Origin of the sequence: Flavonifractor sp. An82, assembly GCF_002159265.1 — a bacterium.
Lineage (GTDB): Bacteria > Bacillota > Clostridia > Oscillospirales > Oscillospiraceae > Flavonifractor.
In genome coordinates, this window is sequence record NZ_NFHG01000005.1 from 151,303 (window position 1) to 164,891 (window position 13,589).

Here is a 13,589-nt window from a genome sequence, read left to right on the forward strand (position 1 = left end):
GTTAACCCTCCTTCCCGGCTTTTTTGGCCGCCTTCTCGGCGGCGCGCATCTCTTTGGTCACGCCGTAGCGGTTGGGCTTGCCCACCTTGTCGATGAGCCACACGCAGCAGTTCATGATCAGGATGGAGTAGCTCACGCCCTCGGGGTAGCCGCCGAAGTAGCGGATGAACACGGTCAGCAGGCCGCAGCCGATGCCGTAGATAATCTCGCCCTTCTTGGTGACGGGGCTGGTGACATAGTCGGTGGCCATGAAGAAGGCGCCCAGGAACAGGCCGCCGGTGAACAGCTGATACAGCATCCAGGCCAGACGGTCAACGTCGCCCTTGGGGAAGATGAAGGTGAGCACCGCCACGGTGGCAATGTAGGCCACGGGGATGCGGGCGCGGATCACGCCCCGGGCGATCAGGTACACCCCGCCCAGCAGCAGAGCCAGGGCGGAAATCTCACCGATGCAGCCGCCCACGTTGCCCACAAAGGCGTCCAGCAGAGACGCATCGGGCAGCAGGCCAGAGTGCATGAAGTCCACACTCAGGGGGGTGGCGCCGGTGACAATGTCGGCGCCGGCCATGGTGGTGGTGTTGCCCAGCACATTGGCCCACTTGTCCGCGCCGATGCCGGGCACAATCCAGGTGGTCATGGCCACGGGGTAGCACAGCATCAGGAAGGCGCGGCCCGCCAGGGCGGGGTTCAGGAAGTTCTGGCCCAGGCCGCCGAAGAGCTGCTTGACCACCACGATGGCGAAGAAATCGCCGATGATCAGCATCCAGTAGGGCAGGGTGGGCGCGCACACGAAGGCCAGCAGCACGCCGGTGACGGCGGCGGACAGATCCTTGTTGGCGCAGGATTTCTTCATAATCTTGCGGTAGGCCCACTCAAAGAACTCGCAGGCCAGCACAGAGATGATGGTGGCCACCAGAGCACGGGGGCCGAAGAACACCACGCCCATGACCATGGCGGGCACCAGGGCGATGAGCACGTCCCGCATCAGGTTCTGGGTGTCAATGGGAGAGGCCACGTGGGGGGACGAAGCCACCGTGAGTCTCAGGTTCTTTTCCTCGTTCATGCTTTGGCCGCCTCCTTCGCCGCTTTTTCCTTGGCCGCCAGAGCCCGCAGCTCACCCTTGGTCACACGGAAGGACTGAACCAGGTGGATACGGGCGGGGCAGATGTAGTTGCAGGAGCCGCACTCGATGCAGTCCATGACGTTGAGGGCCTCGGCCTCCTTCCACATGCCCTTCTCGGCGTACAGGTGCATGTACACCGGGGTCAGGTGCATGGGGCAGACGTTGACGCAGCGGGCGCAGCGCAGGCAGGTCTCCTCCTCCACCACGGGGGCGGCTTCCTTCTTGGTCAGGCAGAGCACGGCGTTGGTGCCCTTGATGCAGGTAACGTTCAGGTCGTACTGGGCGATACCCATCATGGGGCCGCCGGTGAGGATGCGCTCAGGCTCCTCCTTGAAGCCCTTGCCCTCGTCGATGAGCTGCTGGAAGGACACACCCAGAGGCACCATCAGGTTCTTGGGCTCCTGGATGGCATCGCCGGTGACGGTGATCACACGGTGGGTGACGGGCTTGCCCTCCACCACGGCGTCATACACGGCAGCGGCAGTACCCACGTTGAACACCGCGCAGCCCACATGGGCAGGCAGGCCTCCGGGGGGCACCTCACGGCCGGTGATGCGCTGGATCAGCTGCTTCTCAGCGCCCTGGGGGTACCGGGTGCGCAGAGACTCCACCGTAATGTCGTTGCGGCCGCCCACCAGAGCACGCAGATGCTCAATGGCATCCTCCTTGTTGGCCTCAACGCCGATGACGCCGGTCTGCAGACCGAAGGCCTGCAGCAGGATGCGCAGACCGCCGATGACCTTCTCGCCCTGCTCCAGCATGAGGCGATGGTCGGCAGTGATGTAGGGCTCACACTCGGCGCCGTTGAGGATGACGGTGTCCACCTTGCCGATACCGGAGCTGATCTTCACATGGGTGGGGAAGCCGGCGCCGCCCATACCGGTAATGCCAGCCTCCTTGACGATGTTGACGATCTCATCCGTGCTCAGCTTGCTGTAGTCGGGATGGGGGGTGAGCTCAGATCCCCAGGTGTCCTGGAAATCGTTCTCAATGACCACAGACATTGCCTTGCCGCCGCCCACGTAGGGACGGGGCTCCACCGCCTTGACCTCGCCGGAGACAGAGGCATGGATGGGAGCGCCCAGTCCGGCGATCTCACCGATCTTCTGTCCCACCTTGACGTGGTCGCCCACTGCAACAATGGGCTTACAGGGCGCACCGATATGCATGGACATAGCGATGACAACCTGCTTGGGAGCAGCGCTCAGCGGCGCTATCTCCTTGTGGCGTGCCAGCTCCTTCCGGTCATGGGGGTGCACGCCGCCGTAAAAGCTTTGCTTCATAGGTCCACCTCGCAAATCTGGCCCACACACGGGCCATTTTTCTGAGTTGTTTGACCGGTATCTCAAACAGATTTATCATATCGCAAAGCACACAAATTGTCCAGTTAAAACCGTCAAATTTCTCCCCATTTTTTATGCTAAACTTACAAGTTTTATCAAAAACCAGTATTCTTATGTCCTTTTTGAACTCGAAAGTAAGGTTATACCCATCAGTTCGCTTCTTGACAGAACTGTGGATTTCCTTTGCCCGCCCCAATACTTTACTTGTTTAAAATGCAGAAGTTTGAAAACGGTAATTGACAAAGCAGTGCGGGAAAGTTATGATAATACCCAACAACTTACCCGTTCCCCAGCCGCCCCGCGGCAGGTGCGGGTACAGAGAAATGCGATGACCGGGACAGTACGGGCGGCGTATCAGCGCAGAGAGGGAGCGGTTGGTGTAAGCTCCTGTGAGACCGCTTCGGAAGGTCACCCGGGAGCGGCCCTGCCGAACAAAGTAGGCGGGGACGGTCACCCTCCGTTACCGGGGCGAGAGTGCGCGGGCATGCCCGCGAAATTAGGTGGTACCACGGAGTGTCATGGCGGCTTCGTCCTATGGGACGAAGCCGCCATGTTGTTTTTCTTCCATACCAGCCAAAGGAGGTCTTTTCCACCATGAGAATGAAAACAGCCCAGATCCTGATGGAATGTCTGCTGGAGCAGGGGGTGGATACCGTATTCGGTTACCCCGGCGGCACCATCCTAAACGTATATGACGAATTTGAGCTGCACGGCTATAAGAATAAGATCCGCCATATTCTGACCGCCCACGAGCAGGGCGCATCGCACGCCGCCGACGGCTATGCCCGGGCCACCGGCAAGGTGGGCGTGTGCTTCGCCACCTCCGGCCCCGGCGCCACCAACCTGACCACCGGCATCGCCACCGCCTACTATGACTCCTCCCCCGTGGTGTTCATCACCTGCAACGTCAGTGAGAACCTCATCGGCAAGGACTCCTTCCAGGAGGTGGATATCACCGGCATCTCCATGCCCATCACCAAGTGCAACTACCTGGTGAAGGACCCCAACCAGCTGGCCGACGTGATCCGTGAGGCCTTTGCCATTGCCCGCACCGGCCGCCCCGGCCCCGTGCTGGTGGACATCGCCAAGAATGTCACTGCCGCGGAGGCGGAGTACGAGCCTCTCCCCCTGGCCGAGCACCCCAACCACGGCCGTCTGGCCGCCATGCTCCGCCGGGCCAGCCACGAGCTCAAGGCCCCCGAGCCCGACGCCGGCGACATCCAGACTCTGCTGGACATGATCGAGGAGGCCCGCCGGCCTCTGGTGCTGGTGGGTGGCGGCGTGATCCGCTCCCGCGGGGCAGTGCCTCAGTTCCGCAAGTTCATTGAGATCCTCAACGCCCCGGTAGCCTCCACCATTATGGGCGGCGGCGCCTGCCCCGGCAACCATCCCCTGTTCACCGGCATGATCGGCATGCACGGCTCCCACGCCTCCAATATGGCCAGCGACCAGTGCGACCTGCTCATCGCCATCGGCTGCCGCTTCTCCGACCGGGTGGCCACCGACCCCGCCACCTTCGCACCCAACGCCAAGATCGTCCACATTGACATCGACCGGGCCGAGATCGACAAGAATGTGGTCACCGACCACCACATCATCGGCGACGCCCGCCGGGTGCTGGAGCTGCTCAACGCCAGGCTGCCCGCCCATGACTATCCCGAGTGGAAGGAATGGGTCTTCTCCCACAAGGAGGTCCCCCTGAAGAAGGACGATATCCTTCACCCCCACGAGATCCTGGAGACCATCCAGGCCGTCACCGACGGGGACGCTATCATTGCCACCGACGTGGGCCAGCACCAGATGTGGTGCGCCCAGTACTACCATTTCTCCCGCCCCGGCCAGCTCATCACCTCCGGCGGCTTCGGCACCATGGGTTTCGGCCTGGGAGCCGCCATGGGCGCTGCCGTGGGCAACCCCGGCAAGGTGGTGGTCCAGTGTACCGGCGACGGCTGCTTCCGCATGAACTGCCATGAGCTGTGCACCGTGGAGCACTACAACATCCCGGTGATCACGGTCATCTTCAACAACCGTACTCTGGGCATGGTGCGCCAGTGGCAGAACCTGATCTATCAGAAACGCTTCTCCCAGACCGACCTGGATCGCGGTCCCGACTTTGTCAAGCTGGCGGAGGCCTACGGCATCCAGGGTGAGCGGGCCGCCACCCAGCAGGAATTTGAGGCAGCCTTCCGCCGGGCCGTAGCCACCGGCCGCCCCTATCTGATCGAGTGCGCCATTGACAAGGACGCCATGGTCCACCCCATGGTGTCCGCGGGTACTCCCGTCACCGACTTTATCCTGGACTGAGGAGGGTGTGGAATGATGAATGAAATGAATGCCACCCGCCGCACCCTTTCGGTGCTGGTGGAAAATGCCGCCGGCGTCCTGTCCCAGGTCTCCCGGCTGTTCTCCCGCAAGGGCTACAACATTGAGTCCCTGGCCGTGGGCACCACCGACGACCCCTCGGTGTCCCGTATCACCATTGAAGTATGGGCCGACGGCCCCATGATCGAGCAGATCATGAACCAGCTGCGCAAGCAGTACCCCGTCTACTCCGTCCAGGAGCTGAAGCCGGAGCGCTCCATCCGCCGTGAGCTGGTCATGTTCAAGGTCAAGGCGGAGACCCACGACATCCGCAACGAGGTCATCCAGATCGCCAATATCTTCCGGGCCTCCATCATCGACGTGTCCCTGAAGTCCCTGACTCTGGCCCTCATTGGCGATGAGAGCAAGGCGGAGGCCATGCAGAAGCTGCTGGAGGCCTTCGGCATCCTGGAGCTGGTACGTACCGGCATGGTGGCCCTGGAGCGGGGCGCTTACACCATCGGCGACGAGACCAAGGAGCAGACCGAATTTAACTTGGGCAAGAACATTCTGTAAGGACTACCGCCCTCTCCGAAATCTTTCTGGAGATTGTATCATGCTTATCATTCTTTTGGTCCCTACTGTGTTACTATGGGTCCATCAAACATATCCGACAAAGGAGTGCAAAGACTATGGCTAAGATGTATTATGAGAAGGACTGCGACCTGTCCTACCTGAACGGCAAGAAGATCGCCATCATCGGCTTCGGTTCTCAGGGCCACGCCCACGCCATGAATCTGAAGGATTCCGGCTGCGACGTCTGCGTGGGTCTGCGCCAGGGCTCCAAGAGCTGGGCCAAGGCCGAGCAGGCCGGTCTTCAGGTCAAGACCGTGTCCGAGGCTGCCCAGTGGGGCGACATCGTGATGATGCTGGTCAACGATGAGGTCCAGGCCGACGTCTATAAGAAGGATATCGCCCCCTACATGACCGAGGGCAAGGCCCTGGCCTTCGCCCACGGCTTCAACATCCGCTACCAGCAGATCGTCCCCCCCGCCGGCGTGGACGTCTTCATGGCCGCCCCCAAGGGCCCCGGCCACACCGTCCGTTCCACCTATGTCAACGGCAAGGGCGTGCCCTGCCTGGTGGCCGTGGAGCAGAACGCCACCGGCAACGCCTATAAGATCGCCCTGGCCTACATCGCCGGCATCGGCGGTGCCCGTGCCGGCGTCATGGAGACCACCTTCCATGACGAGACCGAGACCGACCTCTTCGGTGAGCAGACCGTCCTGTGCGGCGGCGTGGTGGACCTGATGCGCTGCGGCTTCGAGGTGCTGGTGGAGGCCGGTTATGAGCCGGAGAACGCCTACTTCGAGTGCATCCACGAGATGAAGCTCATCATCGACCTGATCAACAAGGGCGGCGTGGCGGCCATGAACTACTCCATCTCCGACACTGCCGAGTACGGCGAGTATGTCTCCGGTCCCCGGGTCATCCCCCACGAGGAGACCAAGGCCAACATGCGCAAGGTCCTCGCCGACATCCAGGACGGCACCTTCGCCGGCAAGTGGATCGCCGAGAACAAGAACGGCCGCACCTTCTTCAACTCCAAGCGTGCTCAGCTCAAGAAGCACCAGATGGAGATCGTGGGTGAGGAGCTGCGCAAGAACATGATCTGGGGCGGCGACAACGACCTGGACACCGCCTCCAACTGATACCGACAAAAAGCGGCGCTGCATAAGCAGCGCCGCTTTTTTTATTCCTTTTGAATTCCTTTCTGCACACGCTCCAGTCCCCGGTGGAGTAAAATGCCCAGCACCAGATTGATGGGATAGGCAATGAGATAATAGGTAATATGGAGGGGATCGTGGTCCAGCCAAGGGGCCAGCAGATCAAATTCCCGGGTGACAATCACATTGAGGAGGTAGATCTCCAGGCTACTGCTCCCCACTGCCCGCAAAAAGCTGTGGAGCCACCGGCCAGGCAGCCGGTCCAGCAGTCTGCCCAAAATGAGGCACACCGGAACCACCCCTGCGGTAATGGCAAGGGTCAACGGAAAAATAGTTGGTTGGCCCCGCCAGCAGGGCACAACAGTCAGACCCAAAACCACCGCTGTACTCCATACTGCCAGGTGCCTGGCACTGAGCTTTTTACCCTCTATCACATAGAAAGCCACCAAAAACCCCATGGCAAAATCCGGGATACGCAACAGAAAATCCGGCAGGTGCAGCACCCCGGCGCTCCAGGTCACCCGGTAGAGCCAGTAGCCCGCCAGATACATGCCCAGGGTCAGCAGCTCCTTATATGGGCAGCGACGAAACAGCTTGTAGTACAGCGGAGCCGCCAAGTAAAACACCAGGATGGCGGAAATATACCAGTTGAATCCGCCGGGCACATTCAGCCAGTAATACAGAGTGGATAAATTCCAGAAGATCACATCCGGGGTAATCCGCCCCACCGCAGCCAGGACCACACTGTAAACCCCTACCACCAGCCAGAACGCGGGCAGCAGCCGTTTCAGCCGCCGGCCCAGGTAGCGCCCATAGGGCTCTTGCTCCCGACGGGTCAGGGAGCAGCAGATCCCCATGCCGGAGAGCAGCAGGAAAATATCCACACCAGAAAACCCCATAGCCCGAAACAATTTGAAGGGCAGAAATTCCACATTCAGCTCATAGGCGTGGAAGAGCATGACATACAGCATGGCAATTCCCATCAGTTCGCCCCGATAGCGGCTCAGCAGCTCATAGCCGCCGCGGCTTTGCTCTGTCATCTCTCCACCTCCTGTCCGCAGCATCGTAATGATGCTATTATACGTTTCCCCCTCCGCTCCGTCAATCCCGGCAAAAGGCGGGCCTGTCCTCTTCCGGACAGGCCCGCCTTTTGGTCCTTTACTCCTCCAGCCCCATCACATCCATGCTGTGGCGCATGTGGATGGCCATGGCATAGCCGGCACCCTCCCCGTCACGCTTGCGGAAGAACTCCATCAGCAGAGCGTGGTCCCGGCGGGTGTCCTCGGCCAGCTGCTCCTGATGCTCTCCCGCCGTCAGGGCGGAGGCCACCGCCTGATCGATGAGGGGGAGCAGCCGCACCAGAAATTCGTTGTGGGCCCCCCGGACGATGGCGGCATGGAACGCCCGGTCAGCCTGGGTCCGGTCCCGCCCGACCCGAATGCACTCCTCCACCTCCATGCCCCGGCGGAGGATCTCCTCCAGCTCCTCCGCCGTGGCCCGCCGGCAGGCCAGCTCCGCCGCCCTGGGCTCAAAGATGGAGCGCAGCTCAAACAGGTCCCGCAGCTGGCCTCGGATCTGCTCCAGACTGGAGAAGCCGAAGTCGTCCATCTCCGCCACCTGCTGGGCCACAAAGGTACCCTTGCCTCGGCGCACCTCCAGCACTCCCTGGGCGGTCAGGGTGCGAATGGCCTCCCGCAGGGTTGCCCGGCTTACCCCCAGCTCCCGGGCCAGCTCCACCTCGTTGGGCAGCTTCTCTCCCGCATTCAGCCCCTTCTCCAACACAATACGGCTGTACAGCCGTTCCGCCGTCTGCTGGGCCAGATTTTTCCTTTCCATACCCTACTTCCCTTCTGGTCAGTCCTTGACAGTTCTCCTACTATCATATAATATATAGTCAGACAATGCAAGCGTCATCATACAACGCAAGCGATAGATAGAAGGAGGTCATTCCCCATGCGCAGCGACAATGTTACCAAGGGCGTGGAACGCGCCCCCAACCGCTCCCTGTTTTACGCTCTGGGCTACACCAAGGAGGAGCTGGAGCGTCCCCTCATCGGCGTGGTGTGCTCCTACAATGAGATCGTGCCCGGCCACATGAATCTGGACAAGATCGCCGAGGCCGTGAAGGCGGGTGTCCGCGCCGCCGGCGGCACTCCGGTGGAGTTCCCCGCCATTGCCGTGTGCGACGGCATCGCCATGGGCCACATCGGCATGAAGTACTCCCTGGTCACCCGTGACCTGATCGCCGACTCCACCGAGGCCATGGCCATCGCCCACCAGTTTGACGGCCTGGTCATGATCCCCAACTGCGACAAGAACGTGCCCGGCCTGCTGATGGCTGCCGCCCGTGTCAACATCCCCACCATCTTCTGCTCCGGCGGTCCCATGCTGGCCGGCCGACTCAACGACGGCCGCCGCTCCTGCCTGAGCCATATGTTTGAGGCGGTGGGCGCCTACAAGGCGGGCAAGCTGGACGAGGCCGGCGTGGAGGACTACGAGAACAACGCCTGCCCCTCCTGCGGCTCCTGCTCCGGCATGTACACCGCCAACTCCATGAACTGCCTCACCGAGGCCATCGGCATGGGCCTGCGGGGCAACGGCACCATTCCCGCCGTGTGGTCCGCCCGTCTGCGGCTGGCCAAGCACGCCGGCATGCAGATCATAGAGCTGGTAAAGAAGGACATCAAGCCCCGGGATATCATGACCCCCGCCGCCTTCCACAACGCCGAGGCCGTGGACATGGCCCTGGGCTGCTCCACCAACACCATGCTCCACCTGCCTGCCATCGCCCACGAGTGCGGCATTGAGCTGGATCTGGACATGAGCAACGAGATCTCCTCCAAGACCCCCAACCTGTGCCACCTGGCCCCCGCCGGCGACACCTACATGGAGGATCTGGAGGGCGCCGGCGGCGTGTACGCCGTCATGAAGGAGCTGACCAAAAAGGGCCTGCTGGACACCAGCGTCATGACCTGCACCGGCAAGACCCTGGAGGAAAATCTGGAGGGCGTTGTCAACCGCAACCCGGAGATTATCCGTCCTGTGGAGAATCCCTACTCCGCCGACGGCGGCATCGCCGTGCTCAAGGGCAACCTGGCCCCCGAGGGCTGCGTGGTGAAGCGCTCCGCCGTGGCCCCCGAGATGATGGCCCACACCGGCCCCGCCCGTGTCTTTGACTCCGAGGAGGAGGCCATCACCGCCATCTACGCCGGCAAGATCGTCCCCGGCGACGTGGTGGTCATCCGCTACGAGGGCCCCAAGGGCGGCCCCGGCATGCGTGAGATGCTCAACCCCACCTCCGCCATCGTGGGCATGGGCCTGGGCGAGAGCGTGGCTCTCATCACCGACGGCCGCTTCTCCGGCGCCACCCGGGGCGCTGCCATCGGCCATGTCTGCCCGGAGGCCGCTCAGGGCGGACCCATCGCCTTCGTGGAGGAGGGCGACATCATCTCCATCGATATCTCCGCCTGCAAGATCGAGGTGCAAGTGGACGAGGCCACCCTGGCCCAGCGTAAGGCCAAGTGGGTGTGCCCCGAGCCCAAGGTCAAAACCGGCTATTTGGCTCGTTATGCCAAGCTGGTCACTTCTGCTTCCCGCGGTGCGGTGCTGGAATAAGCCAAACAACAAAAAGCGGACCTGCCCATTGGCAGGTCCGCTTTTTATTATAAATTAGATCAATACAGCTTGGCGCCGGCGGGGATGTGGTCATCCACCATCAGGCAGTGCAGCTTCTCCTGGCCCTCCTCATAGTGGATGGCGGAGATGATCATGCCGCAGGAGTCGATGCCCATCATCTTGCGGGCGGGCAGGTTGGTGATGGCGATGAGGGTCTTGCCCACCAGCTCCTCAGGCTCATAGGTGTCGTGGATGCCGCTGAGGATCACGCGGTCGGTGCCGGTGCCGTCGTCCAGGACGAACTTCAGCAGCTTCTTGCTCTTGGGCACCGCGGTGCACTCCTTCACCTTGACGGCCCGGAAGTCGGACTTGGAGAAGGTGTCAAAGTCCACCTCATCCTTGAACAGAGGCTCGATCTCCACCTTGGAGAAGTCGATGGGACCGGCCTCGGCCCGGGGCACGTCCACAGAAGCGGCGGGAGCAACGGCGGCCTTGGGGGCCTCCACCTTCTCCAGGGGCTTCATGGTGGGGAACAGGATGACGTCGCGGATGGAGTCGGAATTGGTGAGCAGCATGACCGCGCGGTCGATGCCGATGCCCATGCCGCCCGTGGGGGGCAGGCCGTACTCCAGAGCGTTGATGAAGTCCTCGTCCATCATGCCGGCCTCGTCGTTGCCCATGTCCCGCAGGGCCAGCTCGTGCTCGAAGCGGCCGCGCTGGTCGATGGGGTCGTTGAGCTCGGAGAAGGCGTTGGCGAACTCACAGTGGTTGATGAACAGCTCAAACCGCTCGGTAAGCCGGGGATCCTTGGGGGAGCGCTTGGTCAGCGGGGAGACCTCCACCGGGTACATGGTGATGAAGGTGGGCTGCACCAGCTTTTCCTCCACCCGCTGGTCAAAGGCCTCGTACAGGGCGGTGCCCCAGGTGCGCTCACAGCCCTCCATGTCGATGCCCTTGGCCTCCACAGCCTTGCAGGCCTCCTCGTCGTCGGAGATGGCGTCGAAGTCCACGCCCACATACTCCTTGACGGCGTCGATCATGGTCAGACGCTTCCAGCCGGGAGTCAGGTCGATGTCCACGCCCAGCCAGTTCACTTGGTAGGAGCCCAGGATGTCCTTGGCGGCGGTGGACAGGATGCCCTCGGCGATGTCCATCATGTCGTGGAAGTCGGCATAGGCCTCGTACAGCTCGATGGTGGTGAACTCCGGGTTGTGCTTGGGGTCCATGCCCTCGTTGCGGAAGATGCGGCCGATCTCATACACCCGCTCAAAGCCTCCCACGGTGAGCCGCTTCAGGTTCAGCTCGGTGGCGATGCGCATATACATGTCGATGTCCAGGGTGTTGTGGTGGGTGATGAAGGGCCGGGCGGTGGCGCCGCCGGAGATGGTGTTCAGAACGGGGGTCTCCACCTCCAGATAGTCCCGGTCGTCCAGGTACTTGCGCACGTGCTTGATGAAGGCGGTGCGGATCTGGAAGGTGCGGCGCACGTCCTCGTTCATGATCAGATCCACATACCGCTGGCGGTAACGGGTCTCCTTGTCGGTCAGGCCGTGGAACTTCTCGGGCAGAGGCTGAAGGGACTTGGAGAGAAGGGTCACCTTATGGGCCTTCACAGAAATCTCGCCCCGCTTGGTCTTAAAGACCTCACCTTCCACACCCACGATATCGCCGATGTCGATCTTTTTGAATTTGGCAAAGGCCTCCTCGCCCAGCTCGTCGATGCGGACGTACAGCTGGATGCGGCCCTTCACGTCCTGCAGATCGCAGAACATGGCCTTGCCCATGCCGCGCTTGGACATGATGCGGCCGGCAATGGAGGTCTCGCTGCCCTCCAGGGCCTCGAAGTTCTCCTTAATATCGGCAGAGTGATGCTTGACCACGTATTTGGTGATCTGGAAGGGGTCCTGGCCCGCCTCCTGCAGCTCTTTGAGCTTGGCGCGGCGAATCAGGCGCTGTTCGGACAGGGACTGCTCTTCGGGCTGATTGACGCTTCTCTCTTCAGTACTCATTGTTCTTGCTCCTTACTTTTGAATCTCTAGGATACGATACCTTAATACACCGGCGGGAGCTTCCACCTGGACCTCCTCGCCTACCGCGCAGCCCAGCAGGGCTTTTCCAAAGGGGGAATCCTCGGAAATGCGGCCGTTCATGGGGTCGGCCTCCTGAGAGCCCACCACCTGGTAGGTCTCCTCCTCCTCAAACTCCAGGTCCAGCACCTTGACGGTGGAACCCAGACGGACGGAGTTGGGGTCGGTCTCATGCTCCTCGATGACCACGTAATTGGCCAGGATGTTCTCCACCTCCGCAATGCGGGAGTAGAGCTTGCCCTGCTCGTTCTTGGCCTCGTCGTACTCGCTGTTCTCAGACAGATCGCCGAAGGAACGGGCCTCCTTAATCTGATCGGCCACCTCTTTTTCACGGACGGTCTTCAGATAGTTCAGCTCCTGTTTCAGCTCCTCCAGGCGCTCAGCGCTGAGTTTGAATTCTTTTGCCATGTCGATCGTGCACACCTTTCCTTGATTGCTTTACTCTATAGGCACGGGGCCAGCACCGGCCCCCGCAAATTCAGAACGGAAACACTCCGCCACGTTAATACGATATTATATGTAGTTTACCCCCTCCTGTCAAGTCAATAATTTGGTATTAGGTGGCAGAAATTGCAGCTCTTCGCCCTTGATTTTTCCCTCCTCCCACAGCACCGCCAGCAGAGGCAGCCGGTCCAGTCCGGCGGGGAGTCCGCAGTGTGCCAGCGCGGGCAGAAAGCCCGCCAGATCGGGCCGGTGTCCGTACAGGTGAAACACCGTCCGCCCTGCCGGAGCCTCCGGGCCGAAGGCCAGCACCACGTCGGCCTGTCCTACCTCCGGCGGCCGCACCGCCGCTCCGAACTCCGCCCGCAGCCAGCCGGCCAGCTCTTCCCCCTCCGCTCCGGCGTCCACCGCCAGGTCACGCACCCGGGGGCACAGCTGCTCCGCCGCCCAGAAGAGGGCGTGGCTTACCCGCTGCCCGTACAAAAGTACCGATGCCCGCTCCGGCCTGCACTCCTGCCATGCCAGGGCAGCCAGGGCCAGCGGCGCGGCCAGAGCCTGACAGAAGGTCTCCGGCTCCACCGGACGCAGCCCCGCCCGGCGCAGCTCCTCCCAATAAGGAAAGTCCGCCGCCGTCAGCACCCGCCGTACGCCGGAGCGGAAGAGCAGCGCAGCTCCCCGCTCCACCCGTTTGCGCAGCCTGCGCTCCCCCATGCCCGCCTTGACCGGCACCTCCACCCAGAGGCTGCATAGTCCCAGCAGCCACCGCCGTTCCGCCCGGGGCTTCCGTCCCCGCCCCTCCGTCAGCTCCAGTACACCGATCATACCTGTCTTCACCTCAGAAAAGCCTATGCGTTCCGCCACGCCTTATGACCCATCCCTTTTCAGATCCTTTACAATGTCTTACCCCGGTTTTGCATTCCTTTACCGGACCATGATAGCGGCACCCCAAATC

11 protein-coding genes and 1 other annotated feature are annotated in these 13,589 nt (G+C 61.8%); of the genes, 4 read left to right on the forward strand and 7 right to left on the reverse strand.

Going from position 1 to position 13,589, the window contains the following annotated elements:
• Position 1: 1 nt before the first annotated feature.
• Both B5G34_RS07895 and rsxC read right to left on the reverse strand, forming a co-directional pair.
• A complete protein-coding gene (locus B5G34_RS07895) occupies positions 2–1,063 on the reverse strand; it encodes an RnfABCDGE type electron transport complex subunit D (RefSeq protein ID WP_087335864.1) in 1,062 nt (353 codons plus the stop codon).
• On the reverse strand, positions 1,060–2,406 hold the full coding sequence (gene rsxC / locus B5G34_RS07900; RefSeq protein ID WP_087335866.1) for an electron transport complex subunit RsxC: 1,347 nt from the start codon (positions 2,404–2,406) through the stop codon (positions 1,060–1,062). Before rsxC ends, B5G34_RS07895 begins: the two co-directional genes overlap by 4 nt.
• Before the next feature lie 379 nt (positions 2,407–2,785).
• Positions 2,786–3,004: a binding site (T-box leader), on the forward strand.
• A 56-nt stretch (positions 3,005–3,060) separates the two neighbouring features.
• On the opposite strand from rsxC, the gene ilvB reads away from it, so the two are divergent.
• From ilvB to ilvC, 3 genes are all read left to right on the forward strand, one after another.
• Positions 3,061–4,770, forward strand: a complete 1,710-nt coding sequence (ilvB, locus tag B5G34_RS07905) for a biosynthetic-type acetolactate synthase large subunit (RefSeq protein WP_087335868.1) — start codon at positions 3,061–3,063, stop codon at positions 4,768–4,770.
• A gap of 15 nt (positions 4,771–4,785) precedes the next feature.
• Positions 4,786–5,343: an acetolactate synthase small subunit gene (gene ilvN, locus B5G34_RS07910; RefSeq protein ID WP_087335919.1), complete on the forward strand. Its 558-nt coding sequence runs from the start codon at positions 4,786–4,788 to the stop codon at positions 5,341–5,343.
• Positions 5,344–5,435: 92 nt separating this feature from the next.
• Positions 5,436–6,479: a ketol-acid reductoisomerase gene (ilvC, locus tag B5G34_RS07915; RefSeq protein WP_275532291.1), complete on the forward strand. Its 1,044-nt coding sequence runs from the start codon at positions 5,436–5,438 to the stop codon at positions 6,477–6,479.
• Between the two features lie 41 nt (positions 6,480–6,520).
• On the opposite strand, the gene B5G34_RS07920 is transcribed toward ilvC, so the two are convergent.
• Together B5G34_RS07920 and B5G34_RS07925 are read right to left on the reverse strand one after the other, a co-directional pair.
• The gene (locus B5G34_RS07920) at positions 6,521–7,534 is read right to left on the reverse strand and encodes an acyltransferase (RefSeq protein WP_162609446.1); all 1,014 of its coding nucleotides are present in this window, start codon (positions 7,532–7,534) and stop codon (positions 6,521–6,523) included.
• Positions 7,535–7,652: 118 nt separating this feature from the next.
• On the reverse strand, positions 7,653–8,330 hold the full coding sequence (locus tag B5G34_RS07925) for an FCD domain-containing protein (protein WP_087335876.1): 678 nt from the start codon (positions 8,328–8,330) through the stop codon (positions 7,653–7,655).
• Between the two features lie 117 nt (positions 8,331–8,447).
• Here B5G34_RS07925 and ilvD point away from each other — a divergent pair, with 117 nt between their 5' ends.
• The gene (ilvD, locus tag B5G34_RS07930) at positions 8,448–10,109 is read left to right on the forward strand and encodes a dihydroxy-acid dehydratase (RefSeq protein WP_087335878.1); all 1,662 of its coding nucleotides are present in this window, start codon (positions 8,448–8,450) and stop codon (positions 10,107–10,109) included.
• Positions 10,110–10,168: 59 nt separating this feature from the next.
• On the opposite strand, the gene lysS is transcribed toward ilvD, so the two are convergent.
• The 3 genes from lysS to B5G34_RS07945 form a co-directional block, all read right to left on the reverse strand.
• Positions 10,169–12,118, reverse strand: coding sequence for a lysine--tRNA ligase (gene lysS, locus B5G34_RS07935; protein ID WP_087335880.1), 1,950 nt, complete (start codon positions 12,116–12,118; stop codon positions 10,169–10,171).
• Between the two features lie 12 nt (positions 12,119–12,130).
• Positions 12,131–12,604, reverse strand: a complete 474-nt coding sequence (gene greA, locus B5G34_RS07940) for a transcription elongation factor GreA (RefSeq protein ID WP_087335881.1) — start codon at positions 12,602–12,604, stop codon at positions 12,131–12,133.
• A 129-nt stretch (positions 12,605–12,733) separates the two neighbouring features.
• On the reverse strand, positions 12,734–13,459 hold the full coding sequence (locus B5G34_RS07945) for a hypothetical protein (RefSeq protein WP_087335883.1): 726 nt from the start codon (positions 13,457–13,459) through the stop codon (positions 12,734–12,736).
• Positions 13,460–13,589 lie beyond the last annotated feature (130 nt).

What these genes read in the sequence shown, in the direction of transcription:
- B5G34_RS07895 (WP_087335864.1), bottom strand. Translation starts at nt 1,063, where the DNA reads ATGAACGAGGAAAAGAACCTGAGACTCACGGTGGCTTCGTCCCCCCAC.
- rsxC (WP_087335866.1), bottom strand. Translation starts at nt 2,406, where the DNA reads ATGAAGCAAAGCTTTTACGGCGGCGTGCACCCCCATGACCGGAAGGAG.
- ilvB (WP_087335868.1), top strand. Translation starts at nt 3,061, where the DNA reads ATGAGAATGAAAACAGCCCAGATCCTGATGGAATGTCTGCTGGAGCAG.
- ilvN (WP_087335919.1), top strand. Translation starts at nt 4,786, where the DNA reads ATGAATGAAATGAATGCCACCCGCCGCACCCTTTCGGTGCTGGTGGAA.
- B5G34_RS07920 (WP_162609446.1), bottom strand. Translation starts at nt 7,534, where the DNA reads ATGACAGAGCAAAGCCGCGGCGGCTATGAGCTGCTGAGCCGCTATCGG.
- B5G34_RS07925 (WP_087335876.1), bottom strand. Translation starts at nt 8,330, where the DNA reads ATGGAAAGGAAAAATCTGGCCCAGCAGACGGCGGAACGGCTGTACAGC.
- ilvD (WP_087335878.1), top strand. Translation starts at nt 8,448, where the DNA reads ATGCGCAGCGACAATGTTACCAAGGGCGTGGAACGCGCCCCCAACCGC.
- lysS (WP_087335880.1), bottom strand. Translation starts at nt 12,118, where the DNA reads ATGAGTACTGAAGAGAGAAGCGTCAATCAGCCCGAAGAGCAGTCCCTG.
- greA (WP_087335881.1), bottom strand. Translation starts at nt 12,604, where the DNA reads ATGGCAAAAGAATTCAAACTCAGCGCTGAGCGCCTGGAGGAGCTGAAA.
- B5G34_RS07945 (WP_087335883.1), bottom strand. Translation starts at nt 13,459, where the DNA reads ATGATCGGTGTACTGGAGCTGACGGAGGGGCGGGGACGGAAGCCCCGG.